The sequence below is a fragment of the Bifidobacterium saimiriisciurei genome, from assembly GCF_010667655.1.
Lineage (GTDB): Bacteria > Actinomycetota > Actinomycetes > Actinomycetales > Bifidobacteriaceae > Galliscardovia > Galliscardovia saimiriisciurei.
This window is the reverse complement of the sequence record NZ_WHZU01000011.1, coordinates 24,545-42,809: the sequence shown is the minus strand read 5'-3', so window position 1 is coordinate 42,809 and position 18,265 is coordinate 24,545. Positions and strand designations below refer to the sequence as shown.

19 protein-coding genes are annotated in these 18,265 nt (G+C 65.7%); 11 read left to right on the top strand and 8 right to left on the bottom strand.

Annotated elements, in window-relative coordinates:
• The first annotated feature begins 104 nt into the window (after positions 1–104).
• Positions 105–1,106: a universal stress protein gene (locus GFD18_RS07530; RefSeq protein WP_163199055.1), complete on the top strand. Its 1,002-nt coding sequence runs from the start codon at positions 105–107 to the stop codon at positions 1,104–1,106.
• Positions 1,107–1,263: 157 nt separating this feature from the next.
• Here GFD18_RS07530 and GFD18_RS07525 read toward each other — a convergent pair whose 3' ends face one another.
• From GFD18_RS07525 to GFD18_RS07505, 5 genes are all read right to left on the bottom strand, one after another.
• The gene (locus tag GFD18_RS07525) at positions 1,264–2,379 is read right to left on the bottom strand and encodes a DUF3027 domain-containing protein (protein WP_163199054.1); all 1,116 of its coding nucleotides are present in this window, start codon (positions 2,377–2,379) and stop codon (positions 1,264–1,266) included.
• A 39-nt stretch (positions 2,380–2,418) separates the two neighbouring features.
• Entirely contained in the window at positions 2,419–2,808 is a 390-nt protein-coding gene (locus GFD18_RS07520; RefSeq protein ID WP_163199052.1) for a cold-shock protein, read from the bottom strand.
• Between the two features lie 92 nt (positions 2,809–2,900).
• Positions 2,901–4,736 carry a sensor histidine kinase gene (locus GFD18_RS07515; RefSeq protein WP_163228268.1) on the bottom strand — a complete coding sequence of 612 codons (1,836 nt, stop codon included), beginning with the start codon at positions 4,734–4,736 and terminating at the stop codon, positions 2,901–2,903.
• Positions 4,737–4,750: 14 nt separating this feature from the next.
• On the bottom strand, positions 4,751–5,494 hold the full coding sequence (locus GFD18_RS07510) for a response regulator transcription factor (protein ID WP_100511545.1): 744 nt from the start codon (positions 5,492–5,494) through the stop codon (positions 4,751–4,753).
• 3 nt (positions 5,495–5,497) lie between these two features.
• Positions 5,498–6,358 (bottom strand): TPM domain-containing protein, encoded by an 861-nt coding sequence (locus GFD18_RS07505; RefSeq protein WP_163199048.1) that lies wholly within the window; start codon positions 6,356–6,358, stop codon positions 5,498–5,500.
• Positions 6,359–6,510: 152 nt separating this feature from the next.
• Between GFD18_RS07505 and GFD18_RS07500 the strand changes: the two genes are divergently transcribed.
• Positions 6,511–6,801, top strand: a complete 291-nt coding sequence (locus GFD18_RS07500; RefSeq protein WP_163199046.1) for a WXG100 family type VII secretion target — start codon at positions 6,511–6,513, stop codon at positions 6,799–6,801.
• A gap of 195 nt (positions 6,802–6,996) precedes the next feature.
• Here GFD18_RS07500 and groL read toward each other — a convergent pair whose 3' ends face one another.
• From groL to GFD18_RS07485, 3 genes are all read right to left on the bottom strand, one after another.
• On the bottom strand, positions 6,997–8,613 hold the full coding sequence (gene groL / locus GFD18_RS07495; RefSeq protein ID WP_100511548.1) for a chaperonin GroEL: 1,617 nt from the start codon (positions 8,611–8,613) through the stop codon (positions 6,997–6,999).
• Positions 8,614–8,860: 247 nt separating this feature from the next.
• Positions 8,861–9,064, bottom strand: coding sequence for a cold-shock protein (locus GFD18_RS07490; RefSeq protein ID WP_163199044.1), 204 nt, complete (start codon positions 9,062–9,064; stop codon positions 8,861–8,863).
• A gap of 229 nt (positions 9,065–9,293) precedes the next feature.
• Positions 9,294–9,953 (bottom strand): LytR C-terminal domain-containing protein, encoded by a 660-nt coding sequence (locus tag GFD18_RS07485; RefSeq protein WP_163199042.1) that lies wholly within the window; start codon positions 9,951–9,953, stop codon positions 9,294–9,296.
• Positions 9,954–10,102: 149 nt separating this feature from the next.
• Between GFD18_RS07485 and GFD18_RS07480 the strand changes: the two genes are divergently transcribed.
• From GFD18_RS07480 to GFD18_RS07440, 9 genes are all read left to right on the top strand, one after another.
• Positions 10,103–10,810, top strand: a complete 708-nt coding sequence (locus tag GFD18_RS07480; protein WP_163199039.1) for a uracil-DNA glycosylase — start codon at positions 10,103–10,105, stop codon at positions 10,808–10,810.
• 125 nt (positions 10,811–10,935) lie between these two features.
• Positions 10,936–12,003, top strand: coding sequence for an AAA family ATPase (locus GFD18_RS07475; RefSeq protein WP_163199038.1), 1,068 nt, complete (start codon positions 10,936–10,938; stop codon positions 12,001–12,003).
• On the top strand, positions 12,000–12,974 hold the full coding sequence (locus tag GFD18_RS07470; RefSeq protein ID WP_163199036.1) for a DUF58 domain-containing protein: 975 nt from the start codon (positions 12,000–12,002) through the stop codon (positions 12,972–12,974). The genes GFD18_RS07475 and GFD18_RS07470 overlap by 4 nt, the downstream gene beginning before the upstream one ends.
• Entirely contained in the window at positions 12,971–13,501 is a 531-nt protein-coding gene (locus GFD18_RS07465; protein ID WP_163199034.1) for a hypothetical protein, read from the top strand. The genes GFD18_RS07470 and GFD18_RS07465 overlap by 4 nt, the downstream gene beginning before the upstream one ends.
• Positions 13,498–14,571, top strand: a complete 1,074-nt coding sequence (locus tag GFD18_RS07460; protein ID WP_163199032.1) for a VWA domain-containing protein — start codon at positions 13,498–13,500, stop codon at positions 14,569–14,571. Before GFD18_RS07465 ends, GFD18_RS07460 begins: the two co-directional genes overlap by 4 nt.
• A 2-nt stretch (positions 14,572–14,573) precedes the next feature.
• The gene (locus GFD18_RS07455; protein ID WP_163199473.1) at positions 14,574–15,590 is read left to right on the top strand and encodes a vWA domain-containing protein; all 1,017 of its coding nucleotides are present in this window, start codon (positions 14,574–14,576) and stop codon (positions 15,588–15,590) included.
• Complete coding sequence (locus tag GFD18_RS07450; RefSeq protein WP_163199031.1) at positions 15,587–16,213, top strand: DUF6466 family protein; 627 nt, start codon at positions 15,587–15,589, stop codon at positions 16,211–16,213. The genes GFD18_RS07455 and GFD18_RS07450 overlap by 4 nt, the downstream gene beginning before the upstream one ends.
• 184 nt (positions 16,214–16,397) lie before the next feature.
• Positions 16,398–16,757, top strand: coding sequence for a hypothetical protein (locus GFD18_RS07445; RefSeq protein WP_163199029.1), 360 nt, complete (start codon positions 16,398–16,400; stop codon positions 16,755–16,757).
• On the top strand, positions 16,754–18,253 hold the full coding sequence (locus GFD18_RS07440; protein WP_225432973.1) for an esterase/lipase family protein: 1,500 nt from the start codon (positions 16,754–16,756) through the stop codon (positions 18,251–18,253). Before GFD18_RS07445 ends, GFD18_RS07440 begins: the two co-directional genes overlap by 4 nt.
• Positions 18,254–18,265 lie beyond the last annotated feature (12 nt).

Here is an 18,265-nt window from a genome sequence, read left to right as displayed (position 1 = left end):
TTCCTCGGCGCCCATATATTGCGCTGTGAACGGAAATTGATATACCCCACATTCCCGCTGCGGTCGGCTATGCTGGAATCGTTACGACCATCAGGAGGTGTGTCATGACCGCTGAACACATTCATGCCAACGAGGGCAGGGTGCAGACCGGCGATGCCGCAGACGGCCGGCTGAAGGACATCGTCGTCGGCGTCGACGGCTCCGAGGAATCATTCGCGGCACTCAAGTGGGCACTGATCGAGGCCGGCAAGACCGGCCAGCAGGTGAACGCCGTATTCGGCTGGACCCATTCGTGGGATGTCGGCTCGGAACCCGACAGCGACGAGGCCTGGAAGACCGTCCGCAAGCAGATCACCAGGACGCTGCGCTCGTGGGTCGACGAGGCCTCGGAAGGCATCGACTTCAATCCGGAGAACCTCAAGCTCACGTCGGTGAAGGCGTCCGGCTCTGCGGCGCTGCTGCAGATCGGCTCGTACGCCGAGCAGATCGTGGTGGGACGCCGCTCGCTGGGACGGGTGGCCCGGTGGTTCCTCGGTTCCATGTCGTCCTCGCTGGCCGAGGAGGCCAAGGTGCCGGTGACCGTCGTGCGTGCCGGGGCCAAGGGCTCCGAAACCTCCATGCAGGATGCCATCGCCCGAACACTGAATCCCGATGCCGTCGATGACACCGTCAGGGGGCCGGAACGTCATCTGCCGGTCGTCGTGGGCATCGACGGTTCCAAGGGGGCGCAGCGCGCCCTGCGGTTCGCCGCCCATGCGGCGGCCATCGACGGCCGTCCGCTTCATGTGCTGTTCTGCTGGCAGATGAAGGACCTCGGCAGGATGCCCGGTTTCGAGACGACGGTGCCGTCGGTGGCCGAGGGCCAGCAGCGCGCCGAGGAGATTCTGCGCAAGACGCTCGCCGAGGCGGATATCCCCGAATCCATCGACGTGCGTCCCAGCGCCTTCCATATCTCGGCGGGCAAGGGTCTGGTGAGCGCATCCCGTTACGCGCATCAGATCGTGGTCGGCACGCGAGGTCTTTCCGGCCTTGACGCGCATTTCCTCGGGTCGGTCTCCTCGCAGGTGCTCAACGACGCCGAATGCACCGTCACCGTGGTGCACTGACTGGCATTCGGCGGCATACGGCGCCCGAGGCCGGATGCCGCCGTCCGAGAACCGGCGAATGCATGCGGTGAACATACGAACGGGCCGTCGTCCATGGATTCGATCCCATGGACGACGGCCCGTTTTTCGACGGTTCGGAGCCGGCGTATGGCCGTTCCTACGCCTGTTCGCGTTCGGGCATCTGGGAATGGAACAATACGACGTCGCCGGCCTTGACGCCGAGATAATGGCCGGCGTCGTCGAAACGAGGCTTTCCGGCTGATTCCATGGCCTCCACGTCGCCGCGTTCCTCACGCGGCGCCTGTCGCACGATGTCGATGTGCATGTCGTCGAACGCCGGCTTGGACTGGATCCACAGGCTGCTCGGCTCCGGCGGCTCGATCTCCGAATGCTCGCCGCAGCCATGATCGCGCGAGACCACGCGTCCGTCGTCGGGACTCCACTTGTTCGCGCACACGCCGAACATCAGGTTCAGTTCGCCGGCAAGCGGCACGAAGAAGCCGCAGGTCTGGCAGGCCAGGCCATCGGCGGTCTTGGTGGAGAGGGACTTGGGTCCGTGCGGTCCGGAATACCAGCGCTGCGCCGCCTGGGCACGGCCCAACGGCGTGAGCACGCGGCGACGGGACAGCTCGAACTCCTTAGCGATGGCCGCCGTCTGCGCCAGCTCGTCCTTCACGGCGGATTTCGCGGCGTCGGTGTCCGCCGTCGTATCGGCGTCGCCGTTGCCTTCGGAGTCGGTCTTCTCCGACGACTGCCCGGCGTCATCCGTCGGCTCCTCCGACTTGACGTCATCCTCATCTTGCGGTGTCTCTGCCGGCTCCGAAGTCGAGGTCGGATCCTCCGTCGGCTCGGCGGAGGCGGCCGCGGGCTTCGCGCCGTGTTCCCCGATGCTCTCCTCGACGGCCTTCAGCGCCTCCTCCCCGTCTTCGAGACGCGGGTCGTCGGGCTCGGTTCCCAGTGCGTCGGTCACCGCCAGGTCGGTCGGCAGCAGACGGTCCTTCCAGGGAATCCACTTCGGCGGCATGAGCGAATCCTCACCGGGGACCAGCGATGACTCGTTCACCGTCCATGCGTCCCGCTCGACGTCGTGGTACAGCGTGACCGACCACTGCCAGCCTTCGTATCCGACGATATTGGACGCGAACCTGAAGTCGCTGACGCCGTCCCCGAGCTCCGTGGAACCCAGGAAATCGCCGACGTGCGACGTCTCGTCCGCCACCTCGCAGGCCACGGCCCGGGCGAGGGAACGGGGATCTTCAGCGGTTGCGTTCATCGCGGCACCTTCATTCACGTTATCGGTCACGGCTGGTCATCAATCCTGGACGTCGAAGTTGTCGGCCACGGCGCGCAGCAGCGTGGCGAGCTTCTTCGATTCGGCGGGCGAGGGGTAGCGGTGGCGACGCAGGCCGTTGCCCGCGGCGTCCAGCAGCTTGATGAGGTCCTCGACGATGGCGGCCATGTCGTCCGGCTTGGGACGGGCGGCCTTGACCATGGACGGCATGGGGCCGACCAGGGTCACGCCCATGGCCTGCGGGCCCTTGCGGCCGTCGACCACCGAGAACTCCACCTTGGTGCCCTTGCGCAGGTTGGTGGTGCCGGCAGGAAGGGCCGAAGACGGCAGGAACACGTCCTTGCCGTCGTCATCGGTGATGAAACCGTAGCCTTTTTTCGCGTCGAACCAACGAATCTTTCCGCTGGGCATATCTACTCACACCTCACTGATACAAACAAACTTCTCTACCCGTATCGGGGCGGAAGCGTCTCCGCCCCGCAATGCCAAAGGATTATTATATCCTACGCCTTCGCCGGCGCTACGCCGTCGGATGACGCGGGCGCCTGAGGCGCCTCGTCGGGCATGGGAATGATCACGGTGAAGGTGAGGCCGCCGTTGAACGTCTCCGAGGCGCAGATCAGTCCGTGATGGGCCTTGACCGCGGACTGCGCGATGGCCATGCCGAGGCCGGTGCCGCCCTTTTCGCGGGCGCGCGAGGGATCGGCGGTGTAGAAGCGCTCGAAGATCTTCTGCCTGGCCTTGCCCGGCATGCCCGGGCCATGGTCGATGACCTGCAGCACGGCGTAGCGTCGGCCGGAACCCGTGGATGCGGCCACCTGCGCCGCCTGGATGAACTGGTCCAGCGACACGTCGGTGGAGGGCATCTTGCCCAGGTCGACCAGATGCAGCGACGCCGGCACCACCGAGATGCCCATCTCCACGGGCGAATCCGCCGGCGTGTAGCGGTGGATGTTGCCCACGATGTTCGTGATGACCTGACGCAGACGGGCCGGGTCTCCCTGCAGCGTGACGTTCTCGACCTTGCCGGGCACGAACGCCAGATGCGCGGGCATGGGCCGCTCCCCGTCGCCGGCCACCAGAGGCGCGTCCCCGCCCGCGACGGTGATGCCGCCGAGCCGGATGGAACGCCCCGGGTCGAGTGCATGGAGGTCCTCGGCGGATTCCGCCACGATCTCGTGAAGCTTCGCCTTCTGGTTGATGTTCACGCCGCGGCCCTCGTCCATGCAGGCAAGCGAGAGCAGGTCCTCCACGAGGCTCGCCATGCGGGTGCTCGACTTCTCGATGTGGTCGATGGCCTGGTCGGCGCGTTCGAGCGCGCCGGGGTATTCGCGCTGCATCTTGTACAGCTCGGCGTAGCCGTGGATGGCGGCGAGCGGCGTGCGCAGCTCGTGGCTGGCGTCGGAGACGAACCGCTTCATCTTCTCGGTGGTCTCCTGCTGCTCGTGGAAGCTGTGCTCGATGCGTGAGAGCATCTGGTTGAGCGACGAGGAGAGCGAGCCGACCTCCGTGTTCTCGGGGGCGGGCGGAACGCGTTGGGACAGGTCGCCGTTGGCGATCTTCGCGGCGGTCTTCTCGATGCGTTTGAGCGGCAGCAACGTCCGGTCTATCGCAAGCGTGGCCATGACGGTGGCGAACACCATGATGGCGATGCCCACGACGAGGAAGTATTTGGTGATGATGGACAGCGTGTCCTGCATGTCGTGCAATGACAGCGCGATGAACGCCACGCCCGTGGTGGCCGGCGTGGTGCCGTTGCCGTTCATCTTCCATTTGACGGCGATCACGCGCCACGGCGCGGAGGCCATCTGCAGGGATGTGCGGCTCACGTCGCTTCCCGACGACAGCTGCACGCGCGCCGCCGTGGTGTACGGCTTGTTGAATTCGACGCCGCCGCTGCTGCCCGAGACCGGCAGCACCGGCTCGGAGATGACGTTGTCGGAGAGCTTGGGCACGACCGGCGTGGACGTGATGTTGAAGTTGGAGTCGCGAATCTGCACGTAGTAGTCGATGAGGCCCAGCGTGCCGAAGTTGTCGGACTGCTGCAGCTCGCTGATGCTGTTGAGCACCAGCGTCGACTGCCGGGAAAGCTGCGTGTCGGTCTTGTCGATGATGTATGCGCTCACCAGCTGCCGCACGGCGAACGCGATGATGCCCCCGCTGACCAGCAGCAGCACGAGGATGATGGATATCAGCTTCGTGGAGAGGGACACGGCGTCCAGACGGTGCGTCAGCCAGTTGCCCTTCTTCGTCTGCCGAACGTTCCCGGCCACCTGGCCCGCGCCGGCGCATCCCGGCTGGCCGGCACCCGGATGGACAGGGGTGCCGGGCTGTGCCATACCGCCCACGAGGGTCACGCCCCCGGAGCCGACTTCGGCGAACGGATCATGTAGCCGATGCCACGCTTGGTCTGGATGAGCGGATCGACCTTGCGGGTCTCGCCGTTCTCATCGGTGTAGGTGATGCCGTCCACCTTCTTGCGCAGATAGGAGATGTAGGATTCCACGATCGCGGCGTCGCCGCCCCAGTCGTACTGCCACACGTGGTCGAGGATCTGAGCCTTGGACAGCACCCTGCCCTCGTTGTCCATGAGGTAGCGCAGCAGCTTGTATTCGGTGGGGCTCAGCTCGATGACCTGGCCGGCGCGGGTGACGTCGTGCGAGTCCTCGTTGATTTCAAGGTCGGCGACGCGGATGATGGGATCGTCCTCGACCTGTTCGCGCGTGCGACGCAGGATCGCGCGGATTCGGGCGACGACCTCCTCAAGGCTGAACGGCTTGGTCACGTAGTCGTCGCCGCCGACGGTCAGGCCCATGACCTTGTCCTGGGTGTCGTCGCGGGCGGTCAGGAACAGCACCGGCGCATCGATGCCCTCCTGGCGGATGCGGCGGGTGACGGTGAAGCCGTCGATGTCCGGCAGCATGACGTCAAGCACGATAAGATCCGGTTCGGTCTTTTCGATGACCTCGATGGCCTCGGAGCCGGAAGCTGCGGTATGCACTTCAAAACCGGAGAAATGAAGCGAAGCCACCAGCAGCTCACGGATGGACGGCTCGTCGTCGACAACAACAATGGATGCTTCAATGGATTTGCTCATGGTTTAAGCATGACCCTCGGTACTGGATGTTTCCTGAATGTCCGCTGAATCGTTCGTTGAATCATTGGACGAGGTGGCATCGGGACCGCCGGCCGAACCGTTGGCCGGATCATTTGCCGGACCCGCATTGCGGCGCGCGGAGCGACGACGCTCTCGACGGGCGAGCTGCCTGTCGACCCGCGCCTTGCGGCGACGGTGGATGACGACGAACGCCGTGGCGGCCGCGGCAAGCGCCACGAGCGCAATCACGAAGACGATGATGCCCACGGTGCTGAACCGCGAAGACGAGGACGACTTCTTCAATGCGGATATCTGCGTGGCCAGCGCAATCGCCGAGCCGGACCAGTCGGGAGTGTCCTCGTTCAGCGGCGCCCATGCGGCCTTCGACAGCGAGTCGACCGACTCCTTGCTGCTCAGCCAGTCGTCGGAATTGGCCGAGACCGCCACGACGAGGTTGCCGTCCTCGGAGGCGACGGCCAGCAGCACCGTGTTCGGCGCGGGATTCGTGGCCTTGAGCACCTCCTTGGCCCATTCGTTCGGGTCCTTGCCTTCCACGAACTTCGGCAGGAACATGAGTTTGACGGTGACGCCGTCCTCCTTCTTCACCCGGTCAAGGGCATCGGAGACCTTGCCGAGATTGTCGCCGAGCAGGTTCTCGGTGTCGGTGATGTTATCGGTGACGGTCACCGCATCGCCCGAGGACGAGGACGATGAAGACGAGGAGCCGGACGACGTGGCGGACGCCGACGGCGTGGACGACGAGTCGGCGGCATAACCGGCAGGGACCGCGGCCCCGCCGGCCATGGCCGCGATGATGAGCGACGCCACGAGCATCCACACCCGCGCGGCGTGGGCCGCATTCATCCACATTCTCCTCGCGAGGGTGCCCCGTCCGTCAACATTCCCCATAACACTTGGCTCCATCTGATTGCTTTCCATACCCTCAACTGTAACGGCTCCGCGATAGCGCGGAAACCGTGGACCACGACATCACCCTACCAGCGAAAGGAACGCCCATGCCGCAATACCAAGTGGATTCCGAACAGATACAGTCGTCAAGCGCCGCCGTCTCCGCCTCCATCAGCCAGATACGGGAGGCCGTGAACGGCATGTACGCCAATCTCAACCAGCTGCAGAGCGTATGGACGGGAGGCGCGTCATCGCAGTTCGCGTCGGTTGCCGCGCAGTGGCGGGGAGCCCAGCAGCAGATGGAGGCCTCGCTGGAGTCCATCCAGAACGCCCTGGCCCAGGCGTCCACGGTCTATTCCGACGCCGAGGCCCAGGCGGCGAGACTGTTCGCCGGCTGACGGAGGCCCCGCAATCCCCCGCAATCGGGGCCCGTCACCGGATTCCATACGCAATTCCATGTGAAGCATCGTGCGATATACGACGAAATACGAAAAGGGCTCCGACCCATACGGGTCGGAGCCCTTCACCGGTTCAGAACCGGTCAGTGCATACGAGCACTATCGGCGATGTCCTGCTCGGGGTTCATCCGCCGATCAGTAGCCCATGTCGGCACCGGCGGCCGGAGCGGCGGCCGGCGGCTCCGGCTTGTTGGCCACGACGGCTTCGGTGGTCAGGAACAGGCCGGCGATGGAGGCGGCGTTCTGCAGGGCGGAACGGGTCACCTTGACCGGGTCGGCGACGCCGGCGGCCAGCAGGTCCTCGTAGGTGTTGGTCGCGGCGTTCAGGCCCTGGCCGTCAGGCAGCGAACGGACCTTGTCGATCACCACGTCGCCGGACAGGCCGGAGTTCTCGGCGATCTGCTTGATCGGGGCCTCGATGGCGCGGAAGACGATGGAGGCACCGGTGGCCTCGTCGCCTTCGAGCTTGACGTCGCCCTCGGCCTTGGCGGCGGCCTGGATCAGGGCCACGCCACCACCGGGCAGCAGGCCTTCCTCAATGGCGGCCTTGGCGTTGCGCACGGCATCCTCGATGCGGTGCTTGCGCTCCTTGGCCTCCACCTCGGTGGCTGCGCCGACCTTGATGACGGCGACGCCGCCGGCGAGCTTGGCGAGGCGCTCCTGCAGCTTCTCACGATCGTAATCGGAGTCGGTGGCCTCGATCTCGGCACGGATCTGGGCGACGCGGGCGGCCACGTCCTCCTTGGAGCCGGCGCCGGAGACGATGGTGGTCTCGTCCTTGGAGACGATGACCTTGGCGGCGGAGCCGAGCACGGTGGCGTCGATGGAGTCGAGCTTGAGGCCCAGCTCCTCGGAGACGACCTGGGCGCCGGTCAGGATGGCCATATCCTGCAGCATGGCCTTGCGGCGGTCGCCGAAGCCCGGAGCCTTGACGGCGCAGGAGTTGAAGGTGCCACGAATCTTGTTCAGGATCAGGGTCGGCAGGGCCTCGCCGTCAACGTCCTCGGCGATGATCAGCAGCGGCTTGCCGGACTTCATCACCAGATCGGCGATGTGGATGACGTCCTGCTGGCTGGAGACCTTGCCGGAGGTGAGCAGGATGTACGGGTTCTCGAGAACGGCGGTCTGCTCGTCGGCGTTGGTCACGAAGTACGGGGCGATGTAGCCCTTGTCGAAGCGCATGCCCTCGGTGAACTCGAGGTCCAGGCCGAAGCGGTTGTTGTCCTCGACGGTCACGACGCCGTCCTGGCCGACCTTGTCCAGGGCCTCGGCGATCTTCTCGCCGACCTCGGGATCGGCGGCGGAGATCGTGGCGGTGGCGGCGATCTGGTCCTTGGTCTCGACGTCCTTGGCGGCGGCGACGAGCTCCTTGACGATGGCGTCGGTGGCCTTCTCGATGCCGCGACGCAGGGCGATCGGGTTGGAGCCGGCGGCCACGTTCTTCAGGCCCTCGTGAACCACGGACTGGGCGAGCACGGTGGCGGTGGTGGTGCCGTCGCCGGCGACGTCGTCGGTCTTCTTGGCGACTTCCTTGACCAGCTCGGCGCCGATGCGCTCGAACGGATCATCGAGTTCGATTTCCTTGGCGATGGAGACACCGTCGTTGGTGATGGTCGGGGCGCCGTAGGTCTTGTCGAGCACAACGTTGCGGCCCTTCGGACCCAGCGTAACCTTGACGGTGTTGGCCAGCTTGTCGAGGCCGGCGAGCATTCCCTGGCGAGCTTCCTCGTCGTAAGAGATGATCTTTGCCATGGTTGTCATTTCCTCCAAATGGCTTGTGTTACGTATTCACCGTCCACGGATCGCGAGGAACCCGGCCGTCAGCTGCCGCGTTATCACTCTCACGCTTCGAGTGCTAACTGCGAGATTAGCACTCTCGGAGGCAGAGTGCCAACTGTTCGCCGAGCGAATACGCGCGGAATGCGTGAAAAAGGCATGAAAAAGCCCCGACGCGCCTCACACCACACCGCGCATCGGGGCCACTACATCATGGAACCGTTCAGAGTTTGGTCACCTTGGTGGCCTGCATCCCCTTCGGTCCCTTCTCCGCTTCGTATTCGACCTTGTCCCCCTCATCCAGGGTTCGATACCCTTGAGCGTTGATTGCCGAATAATGAACGAAAACGTCTTCTCCGCCTTCCTCGGGAGTGATGAAACCATACCCCTTGGTCGCGTTGAAGAACTTTACCGTACCCGTTGCCATAACAACTTCCCTTATAGTAGCTGTACCAACACCGCCCCACGCATGACAAAACCGCACATCATGGAGTTCGACGGTCGCGCACTTCGCCGCGCGCTAGCTACCCATTCTAGGCCGTCATCGCCCGTATCCGATAATCGCAAAGGTTAATTTTCGTTACATCATCCCTGACGAACCGCGCGAAAGCGGCGTTCGGGACGGGTCCGGGACCTCTCTTCACCGCATGGGGACGTCACTGCATGAGGACGACGGCGACTCCGGTGCCAAGGCCATCGACCCGGGCCACCTGGGAGATGCCGAGCTGGGATGCGATGTCCCGGGCCGTGGCCTCGTCGTCGGCGGAGGAATACCACACGGTGCTTGTCGACGGCAACGTATTGCGGTTGCTGGGGTTCCGCGCCGAGACCGACGCGTAGCCGGCGTTGCGCAGGGTCGTGGCGCTCGACGCCGCCAGACCGGAGCGGCGGGTGCCGTTGTACACGGTGACGGACGTGGACTTGTTCACGGTCGCCGTGGGGGTCGGGGTCGTCGTGCTCGGCGTCGCCGTGGGCGTGGCCGTCTCGGTGGCGGTCGGCGTCTGGCTCGCCGTCGTCGCCGCCTTGGTGGCGGACTTCGTGGACGTCTTCGCGGACGCCGACTTGGACGACTTGGACGACGCCGCGGAGGAGACGGACGTCGACGTGCTCTGCGACGCCTCCGACGACGAGCCGGAGTTGGCGTGGGAGAGCCACGCGAAGACCCCGAACGCCAGCGCCGCGGCGACCAGCAGCACGATCACATACGGCAGCGCACGGGACGCAAGACTGCGGGGCCCGCGGTGAAGACCGACCGGCCCCTGCGAGGGATTGTCGAACTCATCGGCCGGATAGACACCGTGTTGCTTATCGGACATGCGAACTCCTCTTGCATCTGCGACAACCGCTCGTTTCAACAACCACAGTGTACCAGCGCCATGGTCGAATCCCCCGTCGGATGTATGTCTGTCCCCATCGTAGTTCAAGGGACGTCCGATATCGGCGGGCATGTCCTACAGTGGGGTCCATGACGATCAAGAATCTCGACGAGCTCGTCGAAACCGGCTGGGCCCATGCACTTGCCGACGTGGAGCCGCAGGTCCACGCCATGGGGGATTTCCTGCGCGGCGAGCTGGCGCAGGGACGCCGGTATCTGCCGGCGAGCCACAACATCCTGCGCGCGTTCACCATTCCCTTCGATTCCATCAAGGTGCTCATCGTGGGCCAGGACCCATACCCCACCCCGGGGCATCCCGTGGGACTGAGCTTTTCGGTCGACCCCAGGGTCAGCCCGATTCCGGGAAGCCTGCGCAACATCTACACGGAGCTGATGGACGACGTCCATGTGCCCCGGCCGGCGAACGGCGACCTGACCCCCTGGACGCAGCGCGGCGTCATGCTGCTCAACAGGTGCCTCACCGTGCAGGTCGGCAAGCCCGCCAGCCACCGCGGCAAGGGCTGGGAACAGGTCACCGACGCCGCCATCCAAGCCCTGGACTCCCGCACCGACGACGAGGGCAATCTCCGACCGCTGGTCGCGATTCTGTGGGGACGTCAGGCGCAGACGCTCGAACCTCTGCTGAAGCACGCCGTCATCATCAAGTCGCCGCATCCGAGCCCGCTGTCGGCGCGATACGGATTCTTCGGATCCAAGCCGTTCTCCCGAGCCAACGAGGCATTGGTCTCCATGGGGGCCGAACCCGTGGACTGGTCGCTGCCCGCCGCCGGGGCATAACCGTCCCCGTCGCGGCCACGGACATGACGGCAGTCCACAGCGTCGGATGCGGACGGGGGCGGGCCCCGGGTTCGCCGCACGCTTATGCCATGTGAAAAGTCACGCGGCACGTTACAGTGGACTGCATGGCTTTATTCCCACCCCGACCTTCACAGCAACCGGCCGACCTGCCGATGACCCCGATCACGACGCCGGGCGGCGGCACGGTTTCGCGCGACGACCTGCAGCACGTGCAGGACCTGACCAACCGCATCCGCCAGCACTTCACCCAGGGCCTCGTGGCCCAGGAGACGCTGCGCGAATCCCTGATCGTCACCCTGGTCGCCGGCGGGCACATGCTCATCGAATCCGTCCCCGGCCTGGCGAAGACCACGGCCGCGCAGATTCTGGCCACCTCCGTCTCGGGCACGTTCAAGCGCATCCAGTGCACGCCCGACCTCATGCCCTCCGATCTGGTGGGCACGCAGATCTTCGACTTCTCCACCCAGAAGATGAGCACGCAGATCGGCCCGATCCACGCCAACCTCGTGCTGCTCGACGAAATCAACCGTTCCTCGGCCAAGACCCAGTCGGCCATGCTCGAGGCCATGGCCGAAGGCGCCACCACCATCGGCGGCGAGCGCATCCTCCTGCCGAGGCCGTTCATGGTCATCGCCACGCAGAACCCCATCGAGGAGGAGGGCACCTACAACCTGCCCGAGGCCCAGATGGACCGCTTCTACATGAAGACGGTGCTGTCCTACCCCACCGAGGACGACGAGATCGCCATGCTGGACCTGCTCACCCGCCGCGGCACCGACCAGCAGGACGTCATGGTCGACCCCACGGCGATCTCCATCGCCGACGTGGAGTTCCTGCGTGCGAGCGCCCGCAGGGTCCATGTGTCCCAGCCGATCATGAAGTACGCCGTCGAGCTTGCGCAGACCAGCCGCGGCGGCGGTCCCCGTCCCATCAAGGGCCTGTCCAGTCTGGTCCGCCTTGGCGCCAGCCCCCGTGCATCCATCGCGCTGGTGCGCATCGGCCAGGCCCACGCCCTGATGTCGGGCCGCGACTATGTGGTGCCGGAGGACATCAAGGTATTCGCGCACGAGGTGTTCCGCCACCGCATACTGCTAACGTTCGAGGCGCTGGCCGAGGGCGTGAACGCCGATCAGGTCATCGACTCGATGCTTGAGGCGGTTCCCGTACCATGATCGCACCGCCCAGGTCAGGCGACCCGATTCGTCGCAAGATCGAATCGCTGGGGACCCGGCTCAGCCTGCCCACCGTCATCAAGGCGCTGGGCGTGCTGGAGGGCGAGCATCCTGCGGCCCGGCGGGGAACCGGCTACGACTATCTCGACATCCGCCCGTACGAGCCCGGCGAGGAGGCCCGCCTCATCGATTGGAAGGCGAGCGCCCGCGCAGGCCGTCCGATGATCATCGACAAGGAGCGGGAAAGCAATGGCAACGTCTGGCTGCTGCTCGACGTCGGCCGGGAGATGACGGGCGCGTGTCCGAGCGGGGAGCGTGCCATCGACGTGGCCGCCAACGCGCTGCGCATGTTCGCCATGCTGTCGCTGCGACGCAGCGACGACCTGTCCATCGTGCTTGGCGACGACTCGCATATCACGCGGGTGCCGTTCAATGGCGGTTTCGCCAAGTTCGAGCATGTGTTCGACGGTCTGCTCGACCGCGATTTCGTTCGTCCCCGTAATTTCGATGCGCTTATCGACTATGCGGGCCGGATACGCAACCGCCGGTCGCTGGTAGTGCTGGCCACGGACGAGGCCGTGTGGACCGGTGAGCGCGCCCGCAGGCTGCGGACGCTGGCGCAGACCCATCCCATCATCACGGTGAATGTGTCGACCATCAACCCGTTCGCCTTTACCGACCGCTTCGACCATGTCGTCGATGCGCGTGACGGCCGCCGCGTTCCCGCGTTCATGAGGACGCGGAAGGTCGCGTCCAGCGTGGACGTCCATCGCGAGTTCCAGGCCGCGGCCGCCGCACGCGAGGTCGTGAAAAACGGTTCGACGATGATACGCGGCGCCTCGAGCGACGCCATGTTCGATGAGTTCGTGTCCCTCGTCTCCACGACGTTGGCGCGGGGCGGGTTCCGTCAGGCACCGCCCGCGGGCGCCGGCGACGTGACGGCCATGGATACGTCAGGAGGATTGTCGTGATGTCTCGACTTGGTTCGTTGACGCTCGCGGCGCAGAAGTTCGCGCCGGTGAGTCCGACGGATGTCAGGCCCTTCGTCGTCGCGGCCGTGGCGTTGGCGGTCGTGGCGGTGCTGCTGTGCATCGTGGTGGCGCTGCTGGGCCGCCCGCGCCGCGTCGCGCCCGCGCCGGGCGGCGTGCACCGTCGGTCGACGGGAAACGACGAATGGCTGCGCCTGATTAACGACGTCCGCGACCGCTTCCATGCCGGTGCGATCGACGAGGACGATGCATTCAGTGAGCTGGCCGGCATCGCGCGCCGGTTCGCGTCGTCCCGTCTTGGCAGGGACGTCACCAGCCATACGCTTGCGGAACTGCGCACGTTGCCGCGCTCCCGCGGCAACGGCCAGGGTCTCGACCTGCTGCGTCAGACCATCTCGGCGCTGTATCCGCCGGAATTCGCCGGACCGTTCACCCACGTCCATGCGGACGCGTCGGTCGACGATGCCGCCGGATGGGTCGCCAGGCTTGTGGAAAGGTGGCGCGCATGACGTCATCATGGATAACGTTCCAGTGGCCGTGGGTCCTGATCGGCCTCGTCGTCATGGCGGTGGGCGCACTGCTCCTCCTGGGGCTTGCCCGTCGCGACGCCCCGCGCCGTGATGGCGGCGACGCCGATGCGCAGGTGTGGAACCTCGACGATGACATGGAGACCGAATACGTCGCCGCGCAGTGGCGACGATGGCGGCTGCTCAACCGCGTCGCCGTGACGTTGCTGACGCTGGGCCTGATCGCCGCCGTCACGCTGGCGGCGAGGCCGTCGCGCATCGATTCGGAATCCAGCAGCAATTCCACCCGCGACATCATCCTGTGCCTTGACGTCTCCGGCTCCACGCTGCCGTACGACCGCGAGGTCATCGCCACGTATCTCGACCTCATCCAGCATTTCCAGGGGGAGCGCATCGGTCTGAGCATCTTTAACTCGACGTCGCGCACGGTGTTCCCGCTGACCGACGACTACGACCTGGTCGAGAAGCAGCTGTCCTACGCGAACACGATCCTCAAGGGCGTGGTCGACCAGGAGAGCATCGACAAGATGAGCGACGAGCAGTACCAGCAGGTCTCCGATTGGCTCGAGGGCACGCAGAACCGCAAGAACGTGACCTCGCTCATCGGTGACGGACTGGTCAGCTGCGCCGCCATGCTGCCGGAGTTCACCGCCGCGGGCGGTTCCGCGAACACGAACCGCAACGCGTCCATCGTGCTGGCGACAGACAACGTGCTTTCCGGCACGCCGACGTATCAGCTGGGCAAGGCGCTCGACCTGACGAAGCGTTCGGGAATCGTGGTGGACGGCCTGTATTCGGGACCGGTTTCAACGAACGGCGAGCAGACCACGCTGGAGATGAAGAGCCAGATCGAATCCCACGGCGGAACGTTCCTCACCCAGGGCGGCGATTCGTCGGTGTCGGCCCTGGTGCGGACCATCGAGAACCAACGCCATGCCGACGACGAGAAACGGAACCAATCGAATCTCGTGGACGCCCCGCAGTACTGGCTCCCCGTCATCGTGGTGCTGTTCCTCGGATTCCTGCTGACGGCGGGGAGGCTGCAACGATGAATCTGAACGGACTGACGCTCTCCCCCGTGTTCGGGTGGATCATCTCGCCCCTGCTGGCCGTGCTCGTCATCGCGGCCGCCGTGGGGCATGTGATGTGGATGGCAGGCCGCCGGCACGTGGATGCCACGAAGGCGACGTACGTACGTCGAATGCTTGCCGCGGTCACGATTGCCGTCATGCTTGTCACGCCGGGCACGGTACGGGTCACGCAGAGCAAGGCCGTCAACGCGACCGACGTGTTCATCGCCGTGGACATCACCGGATCGATGGCGGTCTCCGACGCCCATTACGGATCGTCGGAGACGATCACGCGCATCGAGGCGGCGCGCAGGGCCGTCGCCGACATCACCCGGCTGTATCCCGACGCGAGCTTCGCCGCCGTCGGCTTCGGCACCTCCGGAACGCTCGACGTCCCGCTGACCCCGGACGCGCGGGCCATTACGAACTGGGCTGACGCACTGACCCTGGAACCGACGTCGTCCTCGGCCGGCTCGAACCTCGACAAGGCCATCGATCCGCTGCTGACGACGATGAAAAGCGCCCACGACCAGCACCCCGACGACACGATGCTGGTCTACTACATCTCCGACGGGGAACAGACCAGCACCAAGACCCGACGGACGTTCTCCTCGCTGCGCGCCTATGCCGACGACGCCGTGACGGTGGGTGTGGGCTCGGCCAAAGGCGGCAGGATACCGCAGATCGACAACACCGGCGCCATTCAGGCCAATCGGTTCGTCACCGATCCGACGACCAGGCAGCCGGGGGTGTCGATGCTCGACGAGAAGAGCCTCAAGGCCATCGCCGACGAGATGAGCGGCTCATACGTGCATGTGGACGCCAGTCGGACGCTCGGCGCGCAGGACGCGGACACGACGTCGAAGGACTATCGCATGGCGAACACGCATCAGGACCGTGAACGTGTCGTTCCCCTGGTGTGGCCGTTCGCGATGCTGCTGACGCTGCTGCTCGCATGGGAGGCCGTGGACTGGGCCCGAACCTCAAGGAGGCTGCTGTGAATCGGAACGCCAAGAACCCGGGCGCCAAAGATAGCGCCAAAGATACGGGAAGGGGCGCGAGACGCACCGCCGGCGCCGCACGCGCGCCGTTGGCCGTGCGCGCGGCACTGGGGATCCTGGCCGTGCTCATGCTGGCCGGCGCCGCGGTAGCGGCGCTCAACATCAGTTCGCTGTCCACGAACAACACGGCCGTAGCCGGCCTCAACGCCGCCATCGCCGACTATGCCAAGGACTCCCCCGATCTCGGCGCGTTGCGGAAGGCACAGCAGCAGAACGACGCGCAGTTCGCCGACGCGCAGGGTCTTTCGGCCGTGCAGCTGCCGCAGGTGAGGCGGACCATCGCCGACAACGCCGCGCAATCGGCACGTCTGACGAAGCAGATCGAGGACGACCTCAACAAGCAGAAGAGCCGCGAGACCAACACGTCGACGAGCGACGGCACGGCCGCAAAGGCCACGCAGGGCAAGTCGGGCAAGGCCTCGTCGCAGGACACCGCCGAGGCCGAGAAGATCGACCGCCTGCTCAAGCAGAACTCGCAGGGCTCGAAGGCCAACGTGAGCAACACGCCCAGCGACACTTCCAAGACGGAGGGCGGCACCAACCGCAACGCCAAACCCTGGTGATAAACGCCGGCGACACGGCCATCCGCCGATGGGTGGAAGACGGCGGTCCGCCGCAGGACGCAAGACGTCGAACCGATGTTGACGAACGGCCCACCCATCCACATTTTCGGTGCATGGGTGGGCCGTTCGTCAACATTGCCGGCGGAAGTTCACGTGTGCGGGACGCCCATGGTTCAATCGCGGTATGACGCAGAACACCTCCACACCATCGTTCGGACAGCACCCCTTCGGCCAGGCGCCGTCAAGCAGTCCGCTCGCGCAGGCGATCCGCGCATCCTCCGGTCAGACGACGGCCGCGCAATGCGGCTGCGCCGCAGTGCTCGAGGACTCGCGCGCACAGGCCCTCACCCTGGCCGCATCGTCGGCGACCATCGCCCGGCAGGCCATTGACGCACTGGCCGCAGCCGCGACGCTCACCTGGCAGGGCGAAGCCGGCGAACGCTTCCACGCCACGGTGGGCAAGGCCTCCCTTTTGGCGCAGGATCTCGACTCGGGCTCCCAGGGCACGGCCCGGTTCCTCGACAGCGCGGAGGCCGTATTATGAGCGCGCATGTGAAATCCCGCGTGTATGGCGGAACGGGAACGACGACGAGCGCCGATCTCGACAGGTTCGGCGAGGTCGCGAAGGCCTTGGGGTCGGCGGCGCTGGCGGTGGAACGCATCGACGGCCACTGGCAGTCGCTGCCCATCCAGCTGCAGCATCGACGCTCCGCCGCCCCGTTCTGTCCGAAGCTGGGCGGGGCTCCCACGTCCGGCGCCGTCATGGCCGACGGCTCGTGCGTGGCGGGAGACGCCGGCACCGCCGATACCGCCGTGCACGTATCACTGGACTATGCCACGACCACACGTCATGCGAACGAGCGGGCGGTCGAGGCCGCAAAGCTCTCGAAGACCCTGGAGGATCTGTCCGACCGCATCATCCGCGCGTATTCGCTGTATTCCAATGCAGAACATGCCGCGGCCCGGATCGTGGGCGAGATGCTGCAGCTCGGCGCGCTCACGGAGCCGGGGTATGCCGCAGGCATATTCGCGGCGTTGGCAGGGGCGAGCGTGCTGAAGGGGTCGCTGGAGGAGGGCCGGTTCAATCCGATATACGCGGTGACCGATTCGTGGTGGGCCCAGGAGGGACTGCTCGCGGCGTTGGGAACGGGCATCACCAACGGCACGAACGGCAAGGCGAAGCTGCATGGCGCCGTATCCACGAACGAGGTCAACGAGGCCGCAGGCAAGATATCCGAGTATCTCGCTCCCCTGAACAACGCCGCGTTCGGCGACAAGCTGACGGTGACCCAGATACGGCCGCTGCACGGCATCGGCGAGACGCGGACCATCGCGGATTCGTTGACGAACGTGCACGACATGAGGCTCAAGAAGGTGGACTACGGTTCCATAGCCATCCAGCGCTATCTGCGCGATGACGGCACGACCGCCTGGATGGTGACGGTTCCCGGCACCGACGGCCATTTCGATTCGCCGTTCAGCTGGCAGACGAACGTGGAGCTGATGAGCTCCGATGCCGAGCAGCGCAAGGCCGCCGACAGCGCACGCATGGTCGACGAGGCCATGAGCCGCGCCGGCATCGGGCCCGACGACCCGGTGGCCATCGTCGGCCATTCACAGGGCGGCATCGTGGCGGCGACGATGGCGGCCGACTTCTCCGACAAGTACAACATCCAGCACATCGTCACCGCCGGGTCGCCCGTCGCGAACCATCCGATCGGCGCGAACACCTGGGTGACGAGCATCGAGGTGAACGACGAGCTGGTGTCGAACCTCGACGGCGCGCAGAACCCGATGTCGCCCACCTGGCTCACCGTACGCGGCATGAGCCAGCCCCTCGGCGTCGAACGGGGAACCGCCGTGGAGAACACCGGGGCCGGCAAGTCCATCACGCACGACATGAACTACATGAAGGCGACGTGGCATGACGCCGAGAAGCTCGGCTCCACGGCGCTGCAGGGCCATGAGCGGCATTTCCGGGAGGTCATCGGCGGCGAGCTGAAGGAGACCACCTACTGGCGTGGCCACATATCCAAGTAGGGTACGGCTTCA

Bases quoted from the DNA above. Each gene is read 5' to 3' on its own strand.
- GFD18_RS07530 (WP_163199055.1), top strand. From the start codon at position 105: ATGACCGCTGAACACATTCATGCCAACGAGGGCAGGGTGCAGACCGGC.
- GFD18_RS07525 (WP_163199054.1), bottom strand. From the start codon at position 2,379: ATGAACGCAACCGCTGAAGATCCCCGTTCCCTCGCCCGGGCCGTGGCC.
- GFD18_RS07520 (WP_163199052.1), bottom strand. From the start codon at position 2,808: ATGCCCAGCGGAAAGATTCGTTGGTTCGACGCGAAAAAAGGCTACGGT.
- GFD18_RS07515 (WP_163228268.1), bottom strand. From the start codon at position 4,736: ATGGCACAGCCCGGCACCCCTGTCCATCCGGGTGCCGGCCAGCCGGGA.
- GFD18_RS07510 (WP_100511545.1), bottom strand. From the start codon at position 5,494: ATGAGCAAATCCATTGAAGCATCCATTGTTGTTGTCGACGACGAGCCG.
- GFD18_RS07505 (WP_163199048.1), bottom strand. From the start codon at position 6,358: ATGAATGCGGCCCACGCCGCGCGGGTGTGGATGCTCGTGGCGTCGCTC.
- GFD18_RS07500 (WP_163199046.1), top strand. From the start codon at position 6,511: ATGCCGCAATACCAAGTGGATTCCGAACAGATACAGTCGTCAAGCGCC.
- groL (WP_100511548.1), bottom strand. From the start codon at position 8,613: ATGGCAAAGATCATCTCTTACGACGAGGAAGCTCGCCAGGGAATGCTC.
- GFD18_RS07490 (WP_163199044.1), bottom strand. From the start codon at position 9,064: ATGGCAACGGGTACGGTAAAGTTCTTCAACGCGACCAAGGGGTATGGT.
- GFD18_RS07485 (WP_163199042.1), bottom strand. From the start codon at position 9,953: ATGTCCGATAAGCAACACGGTGTCTATCCGGCCGATGAGTTCGACAAT.
- GFD18_RS07480 (WP_163199039.1), top strand. From the start codon at position 10,103: ATGACGATCAAGAATCTCGACGAGCTCGTCGAAACCGGCTGGGCCCAT.
- GFD18_RS07475 (WP_163199038.1), top strand. From the start codon at position 10,936: ATGGCTTTATTCCCACCCCGACCTTCACAGCAACCGGCCGACCTGCCG.
- GFD18_RS07470 (WP_163199036.1), top strand. From the start codon at position 12,000: ATGATCGCACCGCCCAGGTCAGGCGACCCGATTCGTCGCAAGATCGAA.
- GFD18_RS07460 (WP_163199032.1), top strand. From the start codon at position 13,498: ATGACGTCATCATGGATAACGTTCCAGTGGCCGTGGGTCCTGATCGGC.
- GFD18_RS07445 (WP_163199029.1), top strand. From the start codon at position 16,398: ATGACGCAGAACACCTCCACACCATCGTTCGGACAGCACCCCTTCGGC.
- GFD18_RS07440 (WP_225432973.1), top strand. From the start codon at position 16,754: ATGAGCGCGCATGTGAAATCCCGCGTGTATGGCGGAACGGGAACGACG.